Annotated in this window: 26 protein-coding genes and 1 pseudogene; 5 read left to right on the plus strand and 22 right to left on the minus strand. The window is 37.6% G+C overall.

All coding sequences use genetic code 11. The features are described 5' to 3' along the window. Positions 1-40: 40 nt before the first annotated feature. Positions 41-223 (minus strand): hypothetical protein, encoded by a 183-nt coding sequence (locus BV60_RS0111730; RefSeq protein WP_029322001.1) that lies wholly within the window; start codon positions 221-223, stop codon positions 41-43. Positions 224-352: 129 nt separating this feature from the next. Further along, on the minus strand, positions 353-613 hold the full coding sequence (locus BV60_RS0111735; RefSeq protein ID WP_029322003.1) for a hypothetical protein: 261 nt from the start codon (positions 611-613) through the stop codon (positions 353-355). A gap of 286 nt (positions 614-899) precedes the next feature. Here BV60_RS0111735 and BV60_RS0111740 point away from each other — a divergent pair, with 286 nt between their 5' ends. Further along, positions 900-1,463: a hypothetical protein gene (locus tag BV60_RS0111740; protein ID WP_029322005.1), complete on the plus strand. Its 564-nt coding sequence runs from the start codon at positions 900-902 to the stop codon at positions 1,461-1,463. A 405-nt stretch (positions 1,464-1,868) separates the two neighbouring features. Continuing rightward, positions 1,869-2,456, plus strand: coding sequence for a hypothetical protein (locus tag BV60_RS0111745; protein ID WP_029322007.1), 588 nt, complete (start codon positions 1,869-1,871; stop codon positions 2,454-2,456). 255 nt (positions 2,457-2,711) lie between these two features. Here the strand turns inward: BV60_RS0111745 and BV60_RS0111750 are convergent, their stop codons facing one another. From BV60_RS0111750 to BV60_RS0111795, 10 genes and pseudogenes are all read right to left on the minus strand, one after another. Then, positions 2,712-3,443 carry an SHOCT domain-containing protein gene (locus BV60_RS0111750; protein WP_029322009.1) on the minus strand — a complete coding sequence of 244 codons (732 nt, stop codon included), beginning with the start codon at positions 3,441-3,443 and terminating at the stop codon, positions 2,712-2,714. Between the two features lie 260 nt (positions 3,444-3,703). After that, a pseudogene (gene tnpA / locus BV60_RS21105) lies at positions 3,704-4,186 on the minus strand (IS200/IS605 family transposase). Positions 4,187-4,441: 255 nt separating this feature from the next. Next, the gene (locus BV60_RS24220) at positions 4,442-4,885 is read right to left on the minus strand and encodes a J domain-containing protein (protein ID WP_029322011.1); all 444 of its coding nucleotides are present in this window, start codon (positions 4,883-4,885) and stop codon (positions 4,442-4,444) included. A gap of 234 nt (positions 4,886-5,119) precedes the next feature. Next, entirely contained in the window at positions 5,120-6,118 is a 999-nt protein-coding gene (locus tag BV60_RS0111765) for an OB-fold protein (protein WP_029322013.1), read from the minus strand. Further along, positions 6,105-6,608 carry a hypothetical protein gene (locus BV60_RS0111770; protein ID WP_029322015.1) on the minus strand — a complete coding sequence of 168 codons (504 nt, stop codon included), beginning with the start codon at positions 6,606-6,608 and terminating at the stop codon, positions 6,105-6,107. The genes BV60_RS0111765 and BV60_RS0111770 overlap by 14 nt, the downstream gene beginning before the upstream one ends. After that, positions 6,592-7,182, minus strand: a complete 591-nt coding sequence (locus BV60_RS0111775; RefSeq protein WP_029322017.1) for a hypothetical protein — start codon at positions 7,180-7,182, stop codon at positions 6,592-6,594. The genes BV60_RS0111770 and BV60_RS0111775 overlap by 17 nt, the downstream gene beginning before the upstream one ends. Before the next feature lie 11 nt (positions 7,183-7,193). Continuing rightward, complete coding sequence (locus tag BV60_RS0111780) at positions 7,194-7,715, minus strand: hypothetical protein (RefSeq protein WP_029322019.1); 522 nt, start codon at positions 7,713-7,715, stop codon at positions 7,194-7,196. A 22-nt stretch (positions 7,716-7,737) separates the two neighbouring features. After that, complete coding sequence (locus tag BV60_RS0111785) at positions 7,738-8,283, minus strand: MotA/TolQ/ExbB proton channel family protein (RefSeq protein WP_029322021.1); 546 nt, start codon at positions 8,281-8,283, stop codon at positions 7,738-7,740. Positions 8,284-9,137: 854 nt separating this feature from the next. Continuing rightward, a complete protein-coding gene (locus BV60_RS0111790; RefSeq protein ID WP_051656690.1) occupies positions 9,138-9,695 on the minus strand; it encodes a CAP domain-containing protein in 558 nt (185 codons plus the stop codon). 186 nt (positions 9,696-9,881) lie between these two features. Continuing rightward, on the minus strand, positions 9,882-11,975 hold the full coding sequence (locus tag BV60_RS0111795; RefSeq protein ID WP_029322024.1) for a leucine-rich repeat protein: 2,094 nt from the start codon (positions 11,973-11,975) through the stop codon (positions 9,882-9,884). A 285-nt stretch (positions 11,976-12,260) separates the two neighbouring features. Here BV60_RS0111795 and BV60_RS21115 point away from each other — a divergent pair, with 285 nt between their 5' ends. After that, positions 12,261-13,073, plus strand: coding sequence for a class B sortase (locus BV60_RS21115; RefSeq protein WP_029322026.1), 813 nt, complete (start codon positions 12,261-12,263; stop codon positions 13,071-13,073). Positions 13,074-13,147: 74 nt separating this feature from the next. Here the strand turns inward: BV60_RS21115 and BV60_RS0111805 are convergent, their stop codons facing one another. Beyond that, a complete protein-coding gene (locus tag BV60_RS0111805; RefSeq protein ID WP_029322027.1) occupies positions 13,148-14,530 on the minus strand; it encodes a DNA polymerase Y family protein in 1,383 nt (460 codons plus the stop codon). Positions 14,531-14,616: 86 nt separating this feature from the next. Further along, positions 14,617-16,008 (minus strand): PhoH family protein, encoded by a 1,392-nt coding sequence (locus BV60_RS0111810; RefSeq protein WP_029322029.1) that lies wholly within the window; start codon positions 16,006-16,008, stop codon positions 14,617-14,619. Positions 16,009-16,247: 239 nt separating this feature from the next. Here BV60_RS0111810 and BV60_RS0111815 point away from each other — a divergent pair, with 239 nt between their 5' ends. Then, complete coding sequence (locus BV60_RS0111815; RefSeq protein ID WP_029322030.1) at positions 16,248-17,513, plus strand: hypothetical protein; 1,266 nt, start codon at positions 16,248-16,250, stop codon at positions 17,511-17,513. Between the two features lie 226 nt (positions 17,514-17,739). Here BV60_RS0111815 and BV60_RS0111820 read toward each other — a convergent pair whose 3' ends face one another. Further along, complete coding sequence (locus tag BV60_RS0111820) at positions 17,740-18,468, minus strand: SEL1-like repeat protein (RefSeq protein WP_029322032.1); 729 nt, start codon at positions 18,466-18,468, stop codon at positions 17,740-17,742. Positions 18,469-18,580: 112 nt separating this feature from the next. Between BV60_RS0111820 and BV60_RS0111825 the strand changes: the two genes are divergently transcribed. After that, on the plus strand, positions 18,581-19,618 hold the full coding sequence (locus tag BV60_RS0111825; protein ID WP_029322033.1) for a CPBP family intramembrane glutamic endopeptidase: 1,038 nt from the start codon (positions 18,581-18,583) through the stop codon (positions 19,616-19,618). 126 nt (positions 19,619-19,744) lie between these two features. Here BV60_RS0111825 and BV60_RS0111830 read toward each other — a convergent pair whose 3' ends face one another. The 7 genes from BV60_RS0111830 to BV60_RS0111860 all read right to left on the minus strand — a co-directional run bounded on the left by BV60_RS0111830 (position 19,745) and on the right by BV60_RS0111860 (position 26,346). Further along, the gene (locus tag BV60_RS0111830) at positions 19,745-19,960 is read right to left on the minus strand and encodes a hypothetical protein (RefSeq protein ID WP_029322035.1); all 216 of its coding nucleotides are present in this window, start codon (positions 19,958-19,960) and stop codon (positions 19,745-19,747) included. A 12-nt stretch (positions 19,961-19,972) separates the two neighbouring features. Continuing rightward, the gene (locus BV60_RS0111835; RefSeq protein ID WP_029322037.1) at positions 19,973-20,224 is read right to left on the minus strand and encodes a hypothetical protein; all 252 of its coding nucleotides are present in this window, start codon (positions 20,222-20,224) and stop codon (positions 19,973-19,975) included. A gap of 24 nt (positions 20,225-20,248) precedes the next feature. Further along, entirely contained in the window at positions 20,249-21,733 is a 1,485-nt protein-coding gene (locus BV60_RS0111840; RefSeq protein WP_029322038.1) for a methyl-accepting chemotaxis protein, read from the minus strand. Positions 21,734-21,872: 139 nt separating this feature from the next. Next, positions 21,873-23,684 carry a CHASE2 domain-containing protein gene (locus BV60_RS0111845; protein ID WP_051656691.1) on the minus strand — a complete coding sequence of 604 codons (1,812 nt, stop codon included), beginning with the start codon at positions 23,682-23,684 and terminating at the stop codon, positions 21,873-21,875. Between the two features lie 492 nt (positions 23,685-24,176). Next, a complete protein-coding gene (locus BV60_RS0111850; protein ID WP_029322041.1) occupies positions 24,177-24,551 on the minus strand; it encodes a YccF domain-containing protein in 375 nt (124 codons plus the stop codon). A 113-nt stretch (positions 24,552-24,664) separates the two neighbouring features. Continuing rightward, the gene (locus tag BV60_RS0111855) at positions 24,665-25,057 is read right to left on the minus strand and encodes a DUF3795 domain-containing protein (protein ID WP_029322043.1); all 393 of its coding nucleotides are present in this window, start codon (positions 25,055-25,057) and stop codon (positions 24,665-24,667) included. 164 nt (positions 25,058-25,221) lie between these two features. Continuing rightward, the gene (locus BV60_RS0111860; RefSeq protein WP_081846664.1) at positions 25,222-26,346 is read right to left on the minus strand and encodes an NHL repeat-containing protein; all 1,125 of its coding nucleotides are present in this window, start codon (positions 26,344-26,346) and stop codon (positions 25,222-25,224) included. Between the last annotated feature and the right edge of the window lie 8 nt (positions 26,347-26,354).

A 26,354-nucleotide genomic window follows, 5' to 3' on the forward strand; every position in this document is an offset into this window, starting at 1 on the left:
TTCAAAATCTGAACCTTCATACCAATAGTCTCATTATATTCTACCATCCCCAGATCCTTATTGACATTGAACTCTTTAACTCATCAAATATCATATTATCCATCTGTAAAAAATTCCAGTCTTCAAAACAACTCTCTTCATAATGCTCCAAATTCACGTAATCATCAATAATATCTTCTACAGAGTAACCATATTCCGCTGCTATGACTTCCAGAGCATTCACGATCTTCTTTCTATCCTTTGCAGAAAAACCTCTCCACCAACTCCAGATCTATATCTTTTAGCAACTCCCAATCCACTGCTATCAGCAGAAACATTTGATAGTTCTGTAACATACTAGGACTACGCATCTTCACCGACTACAAAAGCTCGATAAGCGAAACAAATGCGAATTCGCATCCTCCTCACTAACATTTTCCTGAGAAATATCTTCCATAATATATTTATAGAACTCAGCATCCTTAGGACTTATTCCCAAAACACTATCCAACGTATCATACATATTCATTTCCAAATGAAACTGCATTATGTTTAAAATCCTTGTACTTGCAAATTTTTCAATTATCCCACTTACCTTTTTATCATCCGTAAGTTCAACATATATCTGTAGCATAGGCCGCTCCTAATACCCTCGTTTATAAATTGCTTTTCATTTAAATAAAGACGGACATGATATTTACGAAATAGTCTTATTCCAGAAAACGGTGCTCTTTGAATACTTTTTTTAATAACGCCACCGATAAAACATTATAAGCAACTTGTCAGAAAATAATTTTACAATAATAGTTTTATATTGATTTTATATATTTCATATTTTACGTATGTTAGACTTATAGATGATTTCAACCACTTCATCCTTGAAAATATACTAAATAATATTGCAAATATATAAGAAAGAAATGAGCTATAAAGATATTAAGAAAATAATTGAAAAAATACAAAAAGAGCGCTCAAAGACCTCTACAGCTATGTGGGAGGAAGCCTACGCTGTTTCTGAAATAATTGATAGTGAATATTATAAAGATAACATTCATAGTGTTCGTAAATTGTCTTCTATTTTAGGAATCTCAAAATCAACGCTAAGCGGTTATTCAACGGCTGTTGCTTTTGATAAAATACATCATTTTGATAAAAAAAGCTTCACCGTTACTCAAGTAATGAAATTGAGCTCATTAGGAAATAACTACAAAAGTTTTGTTCGTTATGCTAAGAAAAACAATATCGATTATTCTAATGCAAAACAAACCGACTTAGTAAAAATAATAAACAACTTCAAGGAACATTTTAAATTTTCAAATACAAATAAAGAGCAGAATCTCGCATCTACTGCAATTTCTCGTATTTACTCTGAATTAGTTGAAATAAAAGATGCCGAATTATTACAAAAAAGAATAAACGAATTATCTGAAAAAGAAACCAGAGACCTATTATTTTACCTTATTAAGAATCTCCCTCAAATATAATAAGAAAGTCAAAAGAATATGATTTTTTCGCATTCTTTAATAGCTAAACCTTCATTACATCTAGGATGCAAATCATAAATTAACAAAACATTTTCAGGGTATATTTCTATGAAAAAGTGGATTCCTTAAATATTTATTCTAGTAATTACCACATTTCCAATTACTACATTTGCATCAAAAGAAGTGCATTTCAGAGTAGCTTCATGGGGTGATTTAGATACACAAATAAAGAATTTGAAAAAGCAAAATTCGTCAAAGAAACTGATACTATGCTCTTTTATTGATTGACTTACAATGGTGAAAGCATATATGCTGCATATGAATTTGCAGACGGAAAATTCTCTAAAGGATATTATTTTCCACAAAATTCATACATAATACGAGAAGAAAAAAGTCTGTATATATATGAAAAATTATCTCAGTGAGGAGTTGGGTATTCCTTTTAAAGATAATATTTTAAATAATTATGGTAATAAAATAGATGCATCTCCTAATATCGATAAAATAAAAGAACAAAAACAGTGTTTAAAAACATTTTGGTTCACAGATGACACAAAAATAGCCCTCACGATGGATGCTGATGATGTAGGAATATCATGGCTAATCACTTATACTCCAAATTCCCGTAAAGAAATATTAAAGCCCGTTGATAATATTTTTTCGGAAAACAGTAATTATTCCAAAAGTGGGATGCACTATTCTAACTCAGTTTCACCAGATGGCACTACTGTCGTAATAAATATATGGAATAGCCAAAGTCAATTTACATCTTGGGGTATGTCTGCCCAAGACGGTGATTCTAAAGCCATGAAGCTATGGCAAAACAATGTGGACACATTAACAGAATCTATAAGTGATACTCAAAAGAACATCTTTGATATAGTAGGATTGCATTCAACTACATATGCATTATCAGAATTGGATATGAGTACTCCCTTACTAATATGGGAAGATGGAGTATTAATATATAATGTTGCAGATTTAAATAAATAGTAAAAATGATACTGATATTAGGATCTCGGTTCCCAGATAATTCCATACTTATCGTATCTATTGACTGTTCGGCTTAATCCTGTCAATCCACACAAATGATTTATACCATGCGCTGATGTAGTGAGTTTATTAGAGTTGTTTTGGATATCTGATAAGAACCATATAGCCTCCATACCTTTAAAAATTTACATCATTCCATATAAAAAATTTCACAAAATATGATACTTACAAGTAAGTACTTATTTGCAAATACTGTCAAATTCTATCTAGTAGCTCTTTCTTTTTTTGTTCGAATTCTTTTTCTGTTATAGCACCTTGTTTTTTTAGCTCAGATAAATCTTTGATTGCTGTAGTTATTTCTTTAGTATTGATACTTGATTCATATTGTTTTATTCCACTGATAACAGATGTAACCTTATTTGTCTCTATTATAACCTTGAATGTTGCAACTAATTCATTAGTAAAAATGTGTTCTTGTTCCATCGACGATAGTGTTCTTCTTTCATTTTCAAAAATCAGATATTCATGTATCGGATTCTTTATGTTATTTGTATATACAGCAATTGAACAGCTGTTTATAATAGTTTCTGCTGTTATAGCTCCAATTACAGCACCTGTACCTCCGGCAATAATTGCACCAGCTATAGCTCTTCCAATTCCATTTGTAGTATTGCCATTCTCCTTTATTTCAATACCACATATATCAAAAAATGAAAGTTCATCAATCAATGTTTCACCTTGAAAAACCAATATCAGCTTTTTTTCTTCATCTATATAAAATGCCAATTCTGCATATGAAGTTATTGGATATGATATTTTCTTTGTATTGAAAATGTCTATTCCCCTATCTAAAGCATCAGACCTTATTCTTGCTTCTTTAGATATCTCCTGCATTTTTGATTTTTTTGAAGCCTGACTAATTAATAATATAATAATTATAATTCCCAAAAGAACAAAAAATAGATTACCTGCCAATTCCAAAGGCATACATTTACCTCCTAGTTAAGCTACATCCTAATAAAAAATCAGATTATATTAGTTCATGCTATCTATATTACCTATATACTAAAAGCAATTTATTATGTATTTAAATACTATGATACTCTCGAAAAAAACATATAAATATAAACTACATATAAACTTTTTATTATTTCTGACATTCTTCTAAATATCCTTTGCTAAATAATAAAAATTCAGCACCACCCATCTGAAGGGTGGCTTGCTCGCCCCTATAAGGCGCTGGGCTTTCACTTTGTTCGAGTCCTAACGCCTTTGACTCGTCGCAGCCCTTGAAAGAGTGCTTGTAATACCGGCTCCTCCTTGAAGGGATTCTCATACTCTTTCACACTCAGTTTATCCATTGCTATATTATGTTTTTCTTGATCCTGAATGTACTTCTTTATTGTTGACTCATTGAGGCCTACTGTACTAACATAGTATCCTTCAGCTCAGAAATGTCTATTCCCAAACTTATATTTTAGATTTGCGTGCTGATCAAAAATCAGCAACGCACTCTTTCCTTTCAGATACCCCATAAACCGCGATACACTAAGCTTTGGAGGAATACTGACCAACATATGTACATGGTCTGGCATTAAATGTCCTTCAATAATCTCTACTCCTTTATATGCACATAACTGCTTCAATATATCTCGTATGCTGGTCTTGTATTGATTATAAATAATTTTTCTCCTATACTTAGATGTAAACACAATATGGTACTTACACATCTATTTGGTATGTGCTAAGCTATATGACTTGTTTGCCATTAAAATCACCTTTACTTTCGTTATAATTTAGGCTTGAACAACCACATTATAACGGAAAGGTGATTTTTTTGTATAACAAACACCGCGCACCCGCATAGCGGGTGGTTGATATTTCGCACGCTTTGCGCGCTCAACTGGGTCACGACCCATAATTAAAAAGACCATTTAACAGTACCCAACTGTCAAATGGTCTTTTGTACCTTTTATATAATTCTATCATCCAAGAAAAAATGCCATTTTCAATAACATAGAAAAAATCTGGTATATAATGAACCATCTGAATATCCTGCCCAATATAGATGGTCTGGAGGAATATACCGGCATATTACTAAAATTCCAGGTATACGTGTAACCATATCCCCTCTGCCTGTTCCTCTGTTTCAAATACTCTTCAAAGTCCACATATTCTGCTTCTTTGTCATATGTGCTCCGCTGCTCATAAGATCGGTTTTCAGTTCTTTGTTGCCATGTATCCGAGCTGTGAGGCTTTGAAAGAATATCGTATGCTGCATTTATCTCATTCATCTTTGCCGATGCTGCCTCATCATTTGGATGAAGGTCCGGATGATACTTCTTTGCAAGATTTCTATATGCTTTTTTTATTTCCTCATCTGAGGCACCCGGCTGAACTCCCAGGGTTTCATAAGGATTTGTCATCATATCATTTCCTCATATCTCATCATGTTTTCTTTATGAATCTGTTTGAACATCTGGGGCATCTTATCTCAATCCTGCCTTTTTCTTGTGATTCATATAATTAGTCTATTCTTTGTTCGGAACAATACATATATCCAATACTGCTAAAAGATATGCGCTATTATTCTTTTTTAGCAACCTCTTGTGAACATTGTATGAGAGAAACCTTAAGATATCCTTAATATGGAGATGATCATATCATTTTTTATTTGTATTTTCCACAAACCTGAGAGTAGTCATTACATCACTAATATTACCGGGCTCCTGATAAACATACATATAAACAATAATAGCCTTATCTATCTCCTGGAAGATGAATTCGACCTGATATTTTTCACCAAGAGCCTGTTTATAAGAATCCCTGTAATACTTGTAGTTTGCGTTATAATAAGTCGCTTCCATTTTTAATGGAAATACTTTTAAAGTGTCCTTCTTAAGAATGTCCTTTATTATTGCTTTTTCTATAAGATAATTTTCATTTTGATCATTGATATCAACCATTGCCTTCTTATCAAAATAACAAATAAAAAGGCTTTCTGCTTTTGCTCTTTTCTTCCCTATCTTATTAAGAGTATATTGATATCCGGGCATATTGCCCAGTTTTTCAGTCTCAATATCATGTTCGACAGATTTCCATGTTGATGGAATATAAAAATTTATACCGGTATCAGCAAATGTTCTTTTTACAAGTGATGTTTTATTAACAATGGTTCCGTCTAACATAATAAAAGTATCATCGGAATACGATGCATTCGCATCCCACATAACACTATCTATGTTCATGCTTAATCCATAATAGATAAATCCTACATTTAGCTTACCAAAAAGACTTATCCGATCACCTTCATTAACATTTTCCAATGCTGTTTTATCAGTCGTTTTACATGTAATAACGCTTTTGGTCTGCCTGTTTATTCCTAAAGAGATTTCTTTATTATTATTTTTCTTAAAAATTACGGTTCCACTAATCAGGTAAGGATTTCCATTATATTTCTCCTTTGCCTTTTTAGGATCTGATTCAAAAGCAGAAATAATAGCTTCAGCAGAGGTATATTGATATAGAGCATTTTTTTCCGTATCAAGTATTACATCCGGTTTTGCAAACAATGCTCCACATAACATAATATTCATCAGGACTAACATGATACATACTGTTATTGTCCAAAATCTTTTTCGTAAGTGGTTAATCTGCATCATATTTGAACCCCATTTCAGAACTCAATCCTCGTAGTATTTCATCAGCTTCGCGATATATATGAGCTTCAGCATAATCATCTATCAATCGGACTTTTTCGCCACCTGTGTAGATCTGCTTTATCTTTTTCGATAGTTCATCCACAGAAATAGCAGTATCCTCACCATTCACAAATATTTCTCTATCCCGGATTCTAACCTTAATGGTTACATTTTTCTTTCCGCCATTATTTGCCGTTGCTACTTCATTCGCTTTCTTAGCCTCACCACTTTTTTCTTTTGAACTATCAGTAGTTTTTTCTTTTACGGTATCTTTTTCTTTTGTTTTTCCTGTCTCCTCCACTCCTAAAACAGATATTTCTATAGCCTTATCAAGATCAATCAAGTTATCTTTTGTCAGTTCTACCGACTTTTTTCCAAATCCGCATATGAGAAAAGCGCACAATACTGACAAGATTGTAAGTCCTAACCGTCTTTTATTCGTCTGTTTCATATTCAAATCCCTTCTCGCTCAGGATTCTCATAACTTCATGAAAAGTGTGAGCTGAGGCATAACCGTCAATTACATATATAGTATTCCCCTCGGGAAGTCTCTCTACTTCTGTTTCAAATTCTTCTAAATTACAAACAGATTTATCTTTAAATAATATGTCTGTTCCCTTTACTATTACATAATCCGTATATACTAAACCGTCATCGGATATGTAATTCCCGGAAGAATCAAATCCTTCAGCCAATTCCTGATTAATTGAATCTGAGTCTTCACTTTCTTCTAATTCTGTTGAAAATAAAAGACCAAATCCCTTTTCTCCATATTTCAAATAGGCGCCTGTAAAAAACAGTATGCACCCAATAATGAATAATATCCCTGTCTGAATCCAGTAACCTTTCCTGGCTTTTTGTAATAAAGCAAAATTACTGGGGCTTGTATAATGAGCATAATCATCTTTCCGTTTAATAACTATCTGATAGTTCTTATATAAGGGTTCAAATAAGTACATCAGACACATAAAAACGGATACCAATATCATAATTGCGCCAATTATCATCAAAAATATAGGTATCATAATTGTCCCTTTTATTTTTCTCTTATATTGGGGTATTCACTGCTTAACTGAGTAAAGATATCCTTTATTCTCTTTTCATCCCTGTAAAGAATATCTTCATCATTTTCATTAAATGACAAAACTACAACTCTTTCAGAATTCTCAGCAACATAGGTGCGAAGATATTCGCTTAGCTCTTCATACCCGTCTTCAACCCTCAGTCCCTTTAATTGCGATATTTCCGGAATTTCAGACTGTTTGTCTGAATTCAGGATAGTAATATGTCTGGTAACCAGGTCCTCATCATATTGTGCATTAACGGTAATATATGAGACATAATCCGATACCGAGCCTAACGATTCTATCTGATCACTATAGAGTTTTTTCAATTCTTTAAGATCATTTTCCTGTTGCTGAACACTTTTTTCCTTAGCTGCATATGTGTTTTTTGTATCTTGAAGCTGACACATGACAACCAGCAGCACAATGAAAACAACATCCAGCAATGAAGTTAAATCTATTAATATATTAGATTTGTTTCTACGTCTCTTCATATCTTAATACCTCAAAAATAAGTTATTCAGATATATTTCCCAGCATTATCGCATTATTGACCTTCTTATCATAATCTTCGAGGATTATTTCTGTTTCATTTATTGTTCTTGCCGGGCCAACAGCATCTAAAAACTTCAAAATAATGGCAAAAACCAAGCCATAAAATGTTGATCCCAGTGCCAAATGTAACGATGAGAAAATTGTACTCAAATCCTCAGTACTAAGTTGCATGATAAGACCTGCAACTGTTCCAAGAATTCCAAAAAGCGGGAACAGCGGAATTAATTGAGAAAATGCTTCATGCCAGGAGCATGTTTTGTTAAAAGCTGTCTCCAATTCCCTGATAGAATCCGGCGTAACTTTTTCACTATCAGCCTTATCTTCCACTTCATGAGTATTCTTGTTTATCATACTTTTTGTGTTTTTCCAATTCATAATGGATTTTATTTGATTGTAGTGACCTAAAACCAAAATATAATTTCCCACAAGCAATCCCAAAAGCAGTATTCCACAAATCAGAATGATCGTATTCATTTTGCCAGCTAAGAAACTGTAAATTGAACTCATTTTGAACCCCCTTATAATTGATTTTCCTTAGAAATCAAAAACTTATAATTATTTACATTATACATTATGCTTGTCGATATAACGCTAAAATAAGCATAAAATATCATCGAACATATAATCAAATAGATCCAAGGTATTTTCGTACCTTGGATCCATAATAATATTACTTAAACTTCGCACAGTGGAAACTGGGCTGAGCTTGCAGCCATCTGCCACTCACACCCTCAGACCATATACTCATTTTCACCGTCAATTGGCGAAAAGCATTCATCAGGCTCTTTGTTTTTTCTTTATTTCATGCGTGGTGCAAAACTCAAGGCTGTTTGCAAAAGCCACTAACGTTCTTTAGACTTTTTGGCAAGTGATTCTGAGCTTTGAATTTTCTTATGCTCGCATAACAGATTTCAAGTGCATGCGTGATAATTAGCGAAGAATGAGCGATTTTTATCACGCATGCACAATCAAAGAAATCTGTGTGAGCATTAGAAAATTCAAGCGAGAGAATATCGCAGCGAAAAGTCTAAAGAATGTAAGTGGATTTAAGCAAACATCTTTCAAACATGTTGCCCACGCATGATAAAAAACAAAGAGCCTTATGAATTTCGCCAGATGACGGTTCATCTGAGTATATGGTCTGAGGGTGATGGTGGCAGATGGCTGCAAGCTCAGCCCTTCTTTTCGTGCGAAGTTTAAGTAATATTATTCTATCTCAACTGACTATTTATAAACAGAAGACAATACAGCAAAAAATCAGCTATCAGTATTATCCTGATAGCTGATTCATACAAATCTGCCTACATGTTACACAATCTATATGTGTCCGTAAAGCGTCAGGTAAAGGACCCTTTACACAATTAGTATCCAAACTCCTGTGCCCAATACCAATTTCCGTTATCGGCCTGGAATACAGCGATACCAACTGTCTTAAATCCGCCTTCCATAATATTTGCAGCATGGGTAGGTGATGCCATCCATGCATCAACAACAGCATCGCCTGTGTTGTAAAGCTTAGCAAGATTCTCACCATACATGATACTACTGTTTACAGTATACCACTCAGTTCCGTTAGGTCTGCTGTGTGAAAACGTTCCAACAATTTCCTGTGCTCTTACAAGTGCTGCCTGTGTAAGTGCATCACTCCATGAAAGCTGTCCAAGTCCTGCTGCCGAACGTTTCTGATTTACAAGAGCAAATGCCGCCTGTGCTGCTGCCATGGCTCCCTGACTTGTTGTAGCTTCACCGGCAAGGGCAATAGCCTCATCATCGATATAAATGTTCTCAGTATCTTCGTTAATACCTCTGAGAGCAGCTACGTCATCAATTGTCGCCGCCTGCTTAGCACCGCAAGCCATCACATTAAGTGAAATAACGACTGCAACCATAGTAGCAATAACACGTCTAAACTTCTTCATGTCCGTTCCTCCAGTCACAGAAACAATAAATAAAATTAAATTACCTATAACAATAATAACATCTACATCATATTTGTCAATGAATTTTTCAATTAAATTTACATTTATGATTGATTTTTTTATTATTTTCTTTCAAAATCTCATATAGTGCCTTTTTCAAAAAATAATATAAAAATAGTTTCCGTCTTACCCTTTTTTGTACTTAAAAGTGCTATTTTTCGCTCCGGCCTTCTTAAGCATCTTCACTATTTTGTTGTATTTTTTCCTGTCGGAAGCAACAATTGTGATTTTGCAATCCTTATTTATCTTACTAAAGGCACCGCTTTGTACCGTCTGCAGATTATTACCGTAAATTCTTATCGTTTTAAGTCCTGAACAGTTCTTAAAAGCAGCTCGCCCTATTTTCTTAACAGTTGCGGGTACTGTAAGTTTTTTAAGCTTAGCATTGTTCTTTTTTATTCCCGATGCTATTTCTGTTACTTTGTAAGTAAATCCGTTTTCATCGCTTATTGTTTCAGGTATTGTAAGCGATGTTGATTTCTTATTTGCCGCTGTCTTAAAGGTTACCGCGGGATCTTCCATATCATTAACAATATAGGTACCCTTGGCGGAGCCTATGGATATGCTCACACTGCTGCCTGTACTTTTAGAAGTAACAGTTTCTTTTGAAGCACTATCTTCAGACGTTTTTTCTTCTGTATTTTTGTCTCCCTGCTTATTTTCATCATTGGATTTATTATTATCTGATGAATTATTTTCAGAGCTGTTATCTTTTGATGTGTTTCCGCTGTTACTATTTCCTTCTGTCTGTGTATCCTTATCACTTTCCTTACTCGGAGGAGTCTTTACAGTAACCTTACAAGTCTTTGTAATGCCACCATCCTCGGACTTCACTGTAATAACAGCCTCGCCTGCCGCTTCGCAGCTGACTGTATTTCCTGACACCTTGGCAACATCCGTATTATTACTGGAAAGTGCATAGTTCTTATTTGTAGCATTTGAAGGTGTAAATGACGGAACTATAGTAAAGCTCTGTCCTACTTCCGCTTCAATTGAATCCTTTGAAAGAGTCATATCCTTCAAAGCAACATAATTACTGTCAGTACTTAGATTGGCTTCACTCGTCTCAGTTAAATACTTGTAAGTATAATGTGTTCCTGTGGCCTTCGGCATACGAAAGCCTACATATCCGTCATTTTCTGTTCTCTTATGCGTGGCATTACTTATTCCTTTAGTATACTCATCTGTTGTTCTGTTAAAATAATCATGGATGACATTGCCTGAGCTGCTTGAGGGTGATGCCCAGGTCGTATCAACCTCATACCAGTTTCCGTCGAGCTTAACGATATTCCATGCATGTCCTCCTTTGGATGAAGGTGTATTTGCGTAGCCTGCAATTACCATGGTATTTATGCCAAGCTTATCCATGATCATCTCATAGCCTGTGGAATAACCATCACAAACAGCATTCTTATCGCAAAGTGAGCCATAAGCTGTGTGCGCAAGATCAAAATATGCCTGGTACGAATTTCCATTACCGGCACACTCATGATCATAGGTGACCATTTTTGCATAATAATCATGAACATTAAGCTCAGTCAGAGCCGCCCATTTGTTGTTTTCCAAGCCATTCTTTTTTATGTCGGCAACAATGGTATTTAATGAGTTTTGAATACTTTTGTTAATTGCTTCAAACTTAGTATCATCATAATATGCGGTAATTATCAGGTAATCTTCAAACACACCTGTGCTATAGCTTAAAGTTCCAAAAGCAGAATGGCACATATAAAATTCAACATTTCCAGGATGGTCAAAATAGAGTGCTTCCCCAGCCCTGTTGATCGAGTCTCCCAAATCAGAAATATCGTAAGCATTGGCAAAAGTAGTCTTTCCCTTATAATATGTAACCTTGTATTTATCCTTATCTATAGCATTTCGATCAGCATAAGGTACATAGTTTTTTGATGAAATAATACTGTACATAGCCTCATACAATATCTTCTCATCCTCTGAAAGATATTTATAATGTTCGCCCGTGTCCACATTTGAAAGGTTCAGATTTTTTAGAAGAGAACTGTTCCTTTGAAGCTTACTATTTTCGCCTGTACTATCAGTGCTATTCTTATCATCAATAACTATAGGATCAAACTCTTCTACTTTAAGATTTCTCAATCCTCCTGCAGGTAAGCTATCCCTGGCAGATGCCTTAAATGAAAACAATCCCGGAACAAGAAGTACCGACATTAAAACCCATATTGCCAAATAGTTCTTTTTACTCATAAAAATTATCCTTTATCCTTTTTGTAGATTGCAGCTTTATATCTGATTTATTCGGGTTAAATATCGATTATTGTATATCTATTTAGCCCGAAAGTGTATTATATTTTTATTAACTATTATGATATTGGCAACCTAAAGATGCGATATAATAAAATGGTTTAAAGACATTTGTCTATGTTTTTAAGGAACAGTATATAAAAATGAAATTTCAGAAGAATAAAAGCATATTTTACAGATTAAAACAGTTTTTATAATGATATAAAGGAGCATTTTAGACATCAGATTATGAATGAAAATAGTCACTCAAAACGTAGTCCATTTATTATCGTTAAAACGATTATCATTTTAATACTTATAGCTGTTATCGGATATGAAGGCATAATGATATATAAAGATCAATCCGAGTATTCAGCAGCCGTAAACGAATATGACAATATACGAGACACATATGTCAAAGTATCCGACGATAAAACATCAGACAATGAAACTACTGATGATACGGAGGATTCTTATCCCGTTCTTGATATAAATTATGATGTTCTTTACGAGATAAATCCGGACTTTATCGGTTGGCTTTATTTTCCTGCCTTCCCGAAAATCAATTATCCTATTGTAAAAGAAAGATCCATTGACCAGTATCTTCATAAAACCTTTGACGGTAAGGCAAATAAAGCCGGCTGCATATTTATGGATGTTCTTAGCGATGAAAATTTTTCAGGACTAAGCGATATGATTTTTGGCCATAACATGAAAAACTTATCCATGTTCGGTTCTCTTAAATCACTTTATAAATCAGGAAATGAACATCTCCTGGATGAAGATCCTTTTGTTTATATCTATACTAAAGATAAGATTTTAAAATACAGGGTTTTCGCATACTATACCACTACGAACGCTTCATATAGTTATAATGAAGTAAAAACCCATGAGGATTATGATGCTTATTTGGATTATATAAGGAAAAATTCTCTGATAGAAATTCCCCAGGATGTAAGTTTTGACGATTATCCGTCACTCCTTACCCTTTCCACCTGTTCAGGTCAGGCAGGTAGCGGAAGAAGATTTGTAGTACACACGGTGAAGGTGGCTGAATTCTGATCTTATATTTATGCAAACCCTCTTGCTTCTTTTCCTTTGCAAAGGCTGCAGGATAACATGACTTCAAAGAGGAATTACTCGCCTAGGGTAGTTCCTTTTTTGATGGCATCATCACCATATCTTCCTTTTATCAGGCGCTCCATTTCACCAAGCCTCTCATTCTTTTCCCTACGCTCTTTTTCCTTTTTAATTTCAGCCTGTCCTGTGGTTGCCCAGTCAAACAGGTTGACCTGTCGGTATTCACCGTTATCCAGATTATCAACACCTACTCCGACTAGCCTTATCCCTATTTCATCCTCAAAAAGTCCCTCTTCTCCTGTCAGTAAGTTTCCCAAAAGAAACATAGCATTTTCATAGATAACATCTGCGTCATCTGTGGACTCTTGCAATTTCATCTGTCTTGAAAAGCGCTTAAAATCCGCAGTTTTTACCTGAACGGTAATTGTTCCTCCAAATACCTTATCGCGCTTTAGTCTTCCTGATACCTTTTCGGAAAGGTGCCGTACAATCGGTGGCATTTCCTTGTCATAGGAATCGGAGGTGATATCATTTGTCAAAGTTGTTTCATTAGAATAGCTTTTGGCATCTTCTCTTTCGGGATGAACAGTTTCCGAACCTATCCCGTTTGCACTTCTTTTTATATAATCACCCGCTTTGTCGCCGAGCTGCGACTTTAGCAAATTAAGATCCATCTCGGCTGCATCACCGATTGTTCTTATGCCTACTCCCCGCAGCTTCTCGGCACTCTTTTTCCCACAACCGTATAAATCACCTATATCGAGGGGCCACATCTTCTCACGTATCTGTGCAGGATAAAGCGTATGAGTCTTGTCGGGTTTAGTAAAATCACTTGCCATCTTGGCGAGCAGTTTATTGGTTGAAATGCCAACATTTACTGTAAATCCGAGCTTTGTGCGAATCTCATACCTTATAGCCGCAGCAAGGGAAATCGGAAAAGGCTGATCAAACTCATCAAAAGACCTTATCTGACTGAATATATTTTCTCCGGAAGCTTTAAGCTGATCATCAGGCTCCTTTCCTGTAAGAAAATCTTCAAAGACTTCCAAAAGATGCTGTCTCACATTCATACCTGAAAGATCAGTCACATCCAAATAAGCTTCATCTATTGAAACCTGTTCAAGTATCTCGGAATAGCTCCTTAATATATCTATAAAGGCATGGGAATACTCCCTGTATGTCTGAAAATCGGAAGGCACCACCACAAGCTTTGGACACTTTTGAAGAGCACTTGTTATGGGTTCCGCCGTATTTATGCCATATTTTTTTGCGGGAATTGATTTCGCGGTCACGATACCGTGTCTTGTTTTTATATCTCCTCCCACAACCGAAGGAATGGTCCTAAGATCGATCGCAGTCGGGTCCTCTTTTAATCTCTTTACTGCCGTCCAGGAAAGGAAGGCTGAGTTTACATCTATATGAAAAATTGTTCTGTACACAAAGGCCTCCTTTCTCAGTTTGAAAACAGGTCACTGCATTGTTTAATCAGTGACCTGTTTATCTACAATATATACACGTTAACCTGTTATACTTCTACCTTATCTCTCATTCTGCCGATAGCATCCATGGCAAGCTTACTACGCTCACACTCCTCGGCAACAAGAGTTATCTGCCAGCAAAGGTCCGAACCTTTCATATGCTCTGATGCATATGACAAGCCGTTTGTTCTCTCATCAAGGAAAGGCCTGTCTATCTGATTGGGATCACCAAGCAGAATAATCTTGGTGTCCTTACCGGCTCTTGTAATGATTCCCTTTGCCTGTGCAGGAGTCATATTTTGTGCTTCATCGATTATCAGATAAGTCTTCAGAATGGAACGTCCTCTGATAAAATTAAGCGCTTCCGTCTGAACTATACCTCTCTCAAAGATCTCCTCGGTCTTATCCTGAAGTTCCTTTTCATCCTGATAACGTTCCTCCTCACTTGAATCGATGAGCTGTTCAAGGTTATCGATGATAGGCCTCATAAGAGGTCCTATTTTCTCCTGCTCATCACCCGGAAGGAACCCTATATCATCATCAAACTGAGAATTAGGTCTGCAGACAAGTATTCGTCTATATTCTCCTGTAGGACGATTCACCATTTTCTCAAGGCCTACTGCCAGTGAGTAAAAAGTCTTAGCTGTTCCTGCCATACCCTTTACTATTACAAGAGGCGCCTTATCAGCCGGCTGCATCAGTGCTTCCTGAAGGAAATACTGACCTGCATTTCTGGGTGTAACTCCGTATGGCTGTGCTTTTTCAAATTCAAGTTTTTTAATGGTTCCATGATCGACCCTGCCCATCTGAGTCTTGTTTGTGGACTGGTCGCTTTGGAGGATCACAAACTCATTTTCATAAAGCGTGGGCTTTATCTTTTTGCCTTCTCCGTCGCAGACGTAAACTGCATCGACCGGAACTCCTTTTCTTCTGAACTCCTTAAAAATCTCCTCGGGTGCATAAACTCTTATGCGTCCGGCGTACTGTTCTGTGTGTGATACTACCTGTTCAGTTGTAAAATCCTGAGCCTGGATTCCAAGAAGCTGCGCTTTAATTCGCATCAGTATATCCTTGGTTACGAGGATAACCTTTTCCTTTCGTGTATCCGAAAGCCCCTTGCATACTCTAAGAATACGATTGTCGGATTTGTACTCCGTCATATCCTTTGGCAGTTCGACGTCCTTAAAATTCTTCTCGATTCTGAGAATAGCGCCGTCCTGCAGTTCAACTCCTTTGGTAAGATCTCCTTTCTCCCGCAGTTCTTCAATCAAGCGGATCACTTCCCGGACATTGGCACCCCGCTCACCTTCGTCGCGCTTGTGCGTATCCAATTCTTCAAGTACCACCAGTGGCAGAACGACATCATTATCGTCGAAGCACTTCAAAGCATGTGGTGCCTGAATGAGGACATTAGTGTCAAGTACGTAGATTTTTTTCATGCACATCCTCCCATTCATATAATTAGACGAGTGCTATCATGTGAGTTCCATGACCCTTTTGTCTATACAGGAATTATACCATATTTAGTATTTACAATGAAACAAAATTACAAGTGTTTGTGGTATATAGTTTTTTTCATGATGGCCGTACAGGTAATAAGGAGCCTCCGAATAAATAGAATTAATACGTAAGAATATGGTATAATTTTCATATAAAATAATGGGGAGGGGCAGATATCTTGGCATTTTTTAGCAGGAATTATGAATATGAACCGGATAATAACTACTTGCCATTGGAAGAGTATGCTCCTACCATCAGCAGACAGGAGGTCGTAAAAAGAAAAAGGCTAAGCGACCTCATCTCTCCTATTCGCGATATTCCCACTGCATTAAAAGGACGCAGGGATCAGATTGAAAATGATCTGGATTCATTCTCAAATGATCAGGACAAGGCTTATACCGATCTTGATGATATGCTGGTAGAGATACTCTCTGCAACCGACGGTCATATCGATGATGTCAGGGTATTAAACGAAACTATGGAAAAAATCCGTGAAGCTCTCTCTTCCATAAAGGATACCACTGACAACCTTCCCGAGTTACCGGATCATGATGTTTTGGGAGAAAGCATTGAAATCCCACAGATAAATCTTCCAAAGCTGTCCGAGGAATATTTGCCTGATCAGGAGCTTGTAACCCAGATAAGAAGCTATTCTTCTTTTTCACATATATTAAGAAAATCGGTGGAATACACGTTATCATCTCTGGAGCAGTATCACAAGCAGGTTCAGAATCTTTCAAAAAGAAAGGATATGCTTGAAGCACTGGCTTCGGAAGCTGATCTTTTGGCGCTTCATACTACTATAGAAGCAACTCATATGAATGAAGAAAGTCAGGCCTTTTCCACAAAGGTTGCAGCAGAGGTCGGAAACCTTTCAAGAAAGATTCATGAAATCTCCGCTGCCCTTGATGCTGAGCTGGGTGTCCTTGAAAACGGCTTTAAAACAGTCCGCTCGTCAGTAAATACCATTGAGTCTGCTCATCGTGACGCCACAAGATATGCTGACATCTACTCCTCCGTCAGCAATGAATATTACAGACAAAGTACCAATTACACAAATATTCTGATCAGTTCTCTTTCAACACTGAATCAGGATTTTCGTGTGGCAATGCAGAAAAATGACCAGGCACAGGAGGATTATCTAAAAGCCCTTGAGGTGTTCAGATCTGATATCAAAAAAAGCGCAGAGCAGATTATGTATAAGGGTAATCGTATAGGAAGCGTGCTTGACGGATGCATCCGCGGCTCAGCTTCTCTTGCAGATGAGATGACTGAAACTCTTGAAAAAATAGCCGAGCTAAAGGAATCACTTACAGCCGTAAGACGCATTGATGCCATAAGAAAGTCTAAATATTCAGCTGCTCTTCTTAAAGCTTTTGATCAGGATCTTGTCTGGCTCAGAAATAAGATAGAAAGCGTGCTCGAAGCTTCAGAGGAAGAATAATAATAGCAGAAAAATAGTAATAATAATTATAACGAAGAGCCGGTGCATTGCACCGGCTCTTACTCCCTCATAAATATCATAAACCGCAGAACGATTTATATAAGTATGCATCCCGCATACATTAAAGCTTGTTTTTATTAACTATATATAGATTTTATCACACTTTTCCGATAATACAATAGATTTTCCTGTATTTTTTCAGTTTTTTTATAATTAAGTTTCCTGATCAAAATCTGATATAGCGCGGTCTTCCTGAGCTAACAACATAGTCCTCAGCGCAGATATATGCAACAAGTTTCCCACGATAGTAAAAATCGCATCTGTTTCCCATAAGCTCATCCATAAAAAGTGAGATGGAATCAATACGTATGCACTCTTCTGTCTCAGCATACCAAAGCCCGCGGACATTCTGTGCATAGGTTATGACAAAATCCTTAAGTTCACAATAGTGGAACCTGTCATATGTTATAAGCATTCTGGATCTCTTACACTCATTGTCACCTGATTTGGGAATTCTTGCTCCGATGATCTTGACGCGGCCGCTTTTCATGTGTCTGAAGGAAATCATAAGATCATGACCTTCCTCAAGAGCCTGATATAAAACAAAAGGGTGTGTACTGCAGTAAAGCTTCTCACTTCCATATCCCAGTCTTCTTCGAAGCTGTGTAAGTGCCAGTCTGATCTTGGCCAGGAATGCTTCGTCTTCACTGTTTCTACGAACCGTAAGTCTTAGCATTGCAGCATACTCAGCCTGGAGATAATAATAATAGGCTCTGGATATGTCAGTAGGACCACCAACACCCTTTCGATACATATCTCCCATCTCATATGCAAGCTCGGCGAATCTGCATCTGTAATGCCCTTTTCCCTCACTTATAAATTTCTTTAATTCTCTTCGGTAATCAGTTCGCAGCGTGCGTCTGATGCCTACTCTGCTTTCATCTCTTTCTTTCATAACCCATATGATAACACAGATATGTTTTCTTTACACGTATGACTTTATTTCGTATAATCACGTTAAGAAAGCACGATTTTGCGTAAACTCAAAAAGAGGAGAAATCAATATTATGTCAATAAAAAAGAAGTTTTCACATCTTGGTCTTTCAATCTCATTTTACATTGTTTTTTCTAACCTTCTGTCAGGGGTTATATCCTTCTTAGTAACGTTTGTAACTGCTTTTATGGCAACATATGAATCGTCACAGGCAGCTTTAAGCGCAGGTCAGAGCATAGACATGGATACTGTTCAAAATGCTCTTATGAACATTCAGTCAAACAGCACTCTTACTACAATGCTTTCCATGATAGTGAGCTATTTCGTTGCCGTACCTATTACAATGCTTGTTTTAAATTCGCCAAAGCATCAGGATGTCCCTCTAAAGGGGCTAAGCTTCTCTACCCCTTATGAAAGCGCACAAAAGAAAAATCTTTCATATAAGGAGCTTTTCAATTTTATTCTTTTTATGTTTCCTCTTGGCATTTTCGGATCAATCATCGGCAGTGGTCTGGCAGCCCTTATCAATCTGGCAACGGGTTCTAATATGGATGATTACCTCTCAGCAATGTTGTCTGATATGCCACTTGGCACCGTATTGCTTCTAAGTGTTATTCTCGCACCTGTTTTCGAGGAGCTTTTATACAGATATGCTGTAATAGGATATTGCAGACGATACGGTGAGTGGAATGCCATTATTGTTTCGGCTTTCATTTTTGGAATAATACATACAAATCTGTTTCAGTTCTTCTATACTTTCATGTTAGGAATATTACTCGGATATGTGTATGTTTACACAAGAAAGCTTATATACACAATTATCATGCATGTGACCTTTAATTTCTTCGGAGCCTTTGTACCAATCCTTATAACAACTTCACTTGCCGAGTCCACTATGTTCACGATAGGTTACTCTCTCTTACAGTACCTTGTTGCCGTGATCGGTTTGATATTACTAATAAGGTTCCTGAAAAATGAAAGACTCCTTAAGACCTCTGAAGGAGCTCCAATCCAGGAAAGATTCAGCAAGGAAGCACTGCTTAATCCGGGTATGATAGTTTTATACATAATTTGTCTGATACTCACAGTCTTCCTTATGGCTTTTGCATAAGCGTAGCATATTTTCGACTGCATTGTGATTTCCATAAATTCAAAAAAACAGATAAATGCTTCATTTCTTGTTATTCAGAACAATCGGCATTTATCTGTTTTTTATTTTGGAAATCTTTTATATCGATTATTTGTACCCTCGTTTAGCCAGTGCCAATACCAGATACTTAATTTTTACCTTAATCTCATCACAGTACTTTGGCGGAATGCTTTCCTGGTTCTGTATGAAATCTCTGATTGTTTCCATTTTATGTTCTTTAAGCCAGTTTGCTATCTCAGGCTCAAGGCGCAAAACATCAATTGATTTATCGCAAATACGCCTGGGTACTATATATTTTTCCATTTTTTATCCTTTTTAAAGCATCTCAACAACTTCCTGTGAGAAGTCTGCATAGCCGTTCTTATAAAGAGCCTGAACAAATTCAATTGCTCTCTGACCGGATTCCTCAATCGAAACAGCCTGACTATAAATAAACTCTATCTTATTTCCGTTTGCCAGGATGAAATTTACCTGCGTTCCGATTATCTGACCATCACCTACGTCCATTCCAACTACTTCAACGTCGGTAACCTCACGAACTCTTCCTGCTGCAAATAATACTCTCATAAAATACGACCTCCTTATTATTTATCAATCATCGTCTGAATCATCCGTGTCAAAATTGATTTCCTTAAGGCGTTGTGCCTGTTTGTAAATTCCATCAAGCGAAGCTCTGAAGTGTTCAAACTTATCCACCGCATCCTGAGCATTCTTAAGTCCGTCATTTGAAAGTGCTGCAACCTCTTCACTCGTTGCTGAGAGGTTGGAAATATTATCATTGATCTCATTTGTGGAATTATTAATGAGTTCCATGCTGTTTCCTATATCCTCAATTTTACCTATGAGATCTTCAACATTATTATTGATTGTTTCAAAGGAGGAAGCAGTATCTCTGATAACCTGGTTCTGAAGTTCAACAGATTCAACTGTGTTATCAATACTCTCCATTGCCTTATTGGCATCTTCGGTAAGCTCTCTGATAATCTTGGTTATCTCACTTGATGCATTGTTTGTCTGCTCGGAAAGCTGTCTGATGTCGTCTGCAACAACCGCAAAGCCTTTTCCTGCTTCGCCGGCTCTTGCTGCCTCGATTGATGCATTGAGAGCAAGGAGGTTGGTCTGCTTTGAAATTGCCATGATGGAACCAAGGATTTTCTGTACATCCTCAACCTTGTTAAGAACTGCCTTGGTGGACTCCGCAGTGATCTGGCTGGCTGAACGAACGCCTCTTGCCTTATCTCTCAAAACTTCGATAGTCTTTGCAACCTCCGCAACAGTCTCCTTTGTGCTCTGCGAAGCTTCTATCATCTGCTGACGTTGTGCATCGGCAACCTGAGTCTGTTCCTTGATCTCGGCAACTTTTTGTGCTTCATCTGTAACTGCATTGGCTGTACTCTCGGTAGAGCCTGCTATATCCTTCATTCCGGCACTGGTATTTTCAATTATGCTTTCAAGTTCCTGAATACTTCCCTGAGCCTGATCAAAATGCTTGGAAATTCTGCGGGCTATTTTACCCATGTCATGACTTGCAGCTTCCTGCACCTGAGTATGTTCTTCAATTGTGGCAAAATGCTCAGCATTGAATGTGTATAACAGATTCTGTGCAAAATATGCGGACATTATAAGGAGGACTGTTGCCATACCTGTTAAAACAATTTCGGTAACGCTCCTTGTGCCAGATGACAGAATACGAATGGCACATATCACATACATGACCAAAATTACCGTGCTGCCACCGATAATGATTCTCTTGTTCATATAAATAATTCCGCATACCAGAATCGGTAACCCAAACATCACATAGAACAGCTGAGATTCAACTAACATTACTATAACAAAAGTCACTGTAGCACCAACCATGATCATGGCAGATCCGATCTTGTCTTCTCTGAATTTACCAAGTCCGAGAGCCATAACCGCTATACTGATAACTACAGCGCACAGTTCCAGGATTCTTCCTCCTGAAAAGCCATCTTTTACTCCTTCAACAATAAAGGCGAGCGCACAAGTTACCACAATTATCAGGCATACCGCAAACGCTCGCTGATTAGCACGGGAGAATTGATTGTTATCCATAATGTCCTCCTCAAAACAAAGAATGTGACTATAGTTACCTAACTTTCTCACATATACTATTTTATCAGAATGGACGAAATACAGTTCTAAATTTTTACTAAATAAAGAATGCTTTATTTTTATAAATCGTTTAGATTTTTTAATTGCGAATCAGTTCATCCAGCGTCAGGATTTCAAAGCCCTCTGCTTTTCCTTTCAGTTTTATGGTGTCACCCAGAGATGTGACCTTTGCTCTGTCGCCAAGGATGTCCGCTACTGCTCTGGAAATGAGTATTTTCCCTCCGGGAGCATTGGCTTCAAGCCTTGCTGCGGTGTTGACGGTATCTCCTATAGCCGTGTAGTCCATACGAAGCGGAGCGCCGATATTGCCTACGACAGCAGGTCCAAAATTCACTCCCACTCCAAAGGAAACCGTTCTTCCAAACCGCTCCATTAGCTTTTCTCCAAGCGCCTTTGAACCTTCAACCATATCCATGGCAGCACAGCACGCAAGGTATACCGGATCCTCCTGCGGAAGAGGCGCATTCCAGAATGCCATGGTACAGTCACCCACAAACTTATCCAGAGTTCCATGGTTTTTCATAATACATTCTGTGGTAAGTGTGAGGTAGGAATTTATTATTTCCACAACTGTGGGCGGATCAAGAGCCTCACTCATTGTCGTAAAGCCTCTTATATCCACAAAAAGAACTGCTATGTCATATGTTTTTCCTCCAAGCTCTAAAGCCGAGGTTCCCTGTTCGAGAAGCTGATTCATGATTGCGGGATCAACATAATGTCCAAAGGTATTTTCCACCATTCTTTTTTCACGCTGGGTTTTTATATAATTTATTGCTACTGCCCCCACAAAAAGAATGCTTACAAAAAGCGGAATCCAGAGAACATGAAGGACCTTTTGTCCTGCATGATACATAAGGTAGGCTCCCCCCACATACCCGATGCAGACGCATGCCCATGCAATGACGGATGGCATAACCTTTCTGTCATAGAAAAACATTCCCATGACAAAGCAGACGATAAACAAAATGATCAACTGCAGGAAATTGGCTACTTCCTCAGGGAAAAAACCTGCCCTGAAGGCATCCACTAGGTTAGCCTGAATCTCAACTCCATAGGTTGCAGAGGCATGGTTTATCGAGGTTCGGTATTCATCCTGAAGTCCCTGTGCATAAGGGCCAATCAAAACTATCTTGTCCGCAAACATCTCCGGGTCAACCTCTCCGTAATAAAGGTCAGCCACGGAAATAAAATCATAGTAGCCTCCATTACTAGTGCTGAAGGGAATATAGAAAAAGCCATCCTTTGTGCCTGGCATTTCATTTTTGCTCTCTCCTACAGCTTCGCAGTATTTCTCATAAATGACTCTGGAAAAGGAATATATCCTTTCCTTATCCATATTTTCCACATATAAAAGGGCATGTCTTATAACGCCGTCCATATCAGCCATAGTATTTACATGTCCCATCGTTGAAGCTTCCTTAAGTGCGGGAAATGGCTCATCAAAGGCGATGACACTTCTCTCATTCATGTAAAATTCTTCACCCTCGGTAGTGAGCTCGCTTCCATAGGTAGCTGCTGCCGCTGTGACAACATTTCCTCCGTTCTCTGCTGATGCCGCAAAATAGGCATCTGCATCAGGGTCACTGCTTTCACCTGCGTAAAGCACGTCAAGTCCTATGACAGCAGGCTTTTTTTCACCACTGTTGAGGTAGCTTACGCAATCAGCAATCACATTTCTTGACCAGGGAAATGGGCCTATATCATCAAGAGCTTTCTGGTCAATGCCTATAACAACGATCTGTCCGTCCACTGCTTTTTCCGATTGATAAAGAGCATCCGATGCTATTCCGTCTGGCGTACTAAGTATTCCGGAAGCTGCAATGGCACTAAAGAGTGCTGCCACGACAAAGGATACTATCACACTTATGATTCTGTTCTTTTTTTCACGCATGTTTTTTCCCTTTTATAAAAAAGAATAACGCTAAGCCAATCTGTCAAAGAACTCTTACACACTAATTTTACAATGCATCAGCTCTGTAATCTCTTAAATTTACATAAACATGGGGTGTAGGTTTTGATTATGCCAGGAGGTGAAGTCATCCATTCTTAAATGCTTGTTTTCGCCTGCGGTGTGATTTTCCATAACTCATAAAACAGCCCATGCCTCATTTCGACGTTGCTCAGAGAAATCGGCATGGGCTGTTTTCTTCGTTCTGAAAATCAACATCCTCGTTCGAGAACTGCGCATTTCTGAACGGATGGCTTCACCTCGGGCTGTTTATAAAAAAACTAAAATAACATTCTACAGCACATCAACTCATTCATTATGTAGGCTAATGAAATCCTTGAGATGGATGATGAATAAATAGAAAAAGGAACCGATTTCTCGATTCCTTCTTGTCTAATAAATAAGCTTGCGCTCTTATTATTGTTTATATAATTTTTAAGCAAAGTTAACTCTCTGGACTGTGGTTCCGAAGGGGCAAAGAGCAAGAGATGCCAGTTTAAAGAACTGTTTTCCAAAAGGTATTCCTACAATTGTTATGCAAAGAATTACACCTGCGATGAAATGTCCAAGTGCAAGTTCAAAACCACCACACACAAACCAGATTACATTAACCAAAAAGGAAAATGCTCCACCGTTATATTCAACTTCCTGCCCGAAAGGATTAAGAGCAAGGCCTGCCATCTTGAAACACTGTACTCCAACAGGTATTCCAATCAGCGTTATGCAATAAAGACATCCCACAAAAAACCAAGAAAGTGCACTAAGTAAACCACCACATATGATCCATAAAATATTTGCTACAACTCTCATTTTTTTATCTCCTTCATTATTTGAATTGTTTTATTTTTTATTTCCTAGCTGTTGATTGTATATTATCAGAAGTTTTATCACAGAATTATCACTAAATATTATTTAATATAATCTTAGTTGCTAAGATTCTTTTCTTTTTCAAAAAAAGCTTTCTTCAATTGCTCATATTCTTTATCAGTGCATACCTTTCGACACATAGGTTCAAATGACTTTGTAACTTCAAAGCATTCTTTCATGTTGGAGCAGGGATATTCACTGCATTCTGCGCAGGTCTTTATTCCTCTGTCTTCGCAGCATTTTACAACATGATACCTGCACCAATTCTCCGTTATGCATCCCGTACATGATATCTCTTCATTCGTGACAACATGGTCGCGGTATCCTATCTTAAGCCACAGCTGCGCCGTATGGTGGAGCTCTTCATCTGTTTTCTCATAAGGATGCGCTATATATCTCGGACAGGCTGCACAATCATTTCCACATGCTGCTAATACTTTCCGTTCCATAAGAATCCCCCATTTACCCAAACATTATATTTTTATTTTACCATATTGTATTATCTAATTATATTTATATGCGCATCCATAGCGGAGCGCTTTTTATTTTATAGGAATGCGGAGCAATTTCTATGAAATAAAAAGAGGATAGCAAAGCACTATCCTCAAAATTATCATTCAAGTTCAACAGTAAATATTCTCTTTCCAAAGCTGTCAGCTACATATAGTTTTTTTCCTAAATAGCAAAGGCCTACAGGTGATGTCAGAGTAATCCCGGATGATTCATCGTCTATGCCCTCAAGGGTACTCACGTCATTACCGCTTATCACACGGACTGTTCCGTTTACTGTATCTGCCACATAGATTTTTCCATCAGGTGTAACCGTAATTCCCTTAGGTGATGAAAAAGTCGCACTTAAAACATCCCCATCATCACTTCCCGTTTCTCCGCTTCCTGCTACAAGCTGGATGTCATTTTTACCTTTTTCCTCATAGGGATTAGTTGTTTCAATTCGGATGATGCGCTCCGCACCTGTTTCTGCCACATATAAAAAGCCGTTGTTCCAGCATAGTCCCATGGGGCTGTTTATGCCTTTGATAAAGGTGAAGCATTCACCTTCAGCTGAGATAACACTTATCTTATCGGAATGGGTATCGGACACATAGAGGTTACCGTCTGTGTCTGCAGCAAGCCCTGTGGGATAATTGTACTTAGATGTCATATCAAGGTCTTTTCCAGCTTCTCTGGCGTTGATCGTCTCGACATTACTCTCTCTTACAAGTCTGAGGGCATCATTTTCCGTATCAGAAACTGCAAATCCATCAAGGAAAGGAGCTATCGCCCAGGGCTGTCTGAAAAGTGCTTTTTCCGATTCAGCATCGTTATAGCCGCCCATCGGATTGCCATAAATGTCTTGCACTGAATCGTCACCCGCTATGACCTCTGCGTTTTCTTCTGTAACCTTCCAAATCTTCTTGGAAAAAATATCGGTCACATAAAGTGATTCCCCATCCGTACACAAACCACTTGGTGTTGTGCTTTCCGGAAGTGCTGATAGCATAAGGTCTATCTGCTTATCATCACTAATTGATGTGGTAGTTCCGATCTCAGTATTTTGAGCTTCATTTGAAACCACCGTTTTCTGCTGTGTTTCCTCGGTCTCATCTGCTGCTGACTCTGCGGCATTGTTCGTGCCTTCATAGCTGTCAGCCTGCTTACCTCCGCAGGCTGACAGGATAAGGGAGGTTGTTATAAGACTTATGGAAAGGAGTTTTGTTAGTTTATTGTGTTTCATCATTGTCTCAA

This window comes from Butyrivibrio sp. AE3004 (assembly GCF_000703165.1).
Classification (GTDB): Bacteria; Bacillota; Clostridia; order Lachnospirales; family Lachnospiraceae; genus Butyrivibrio.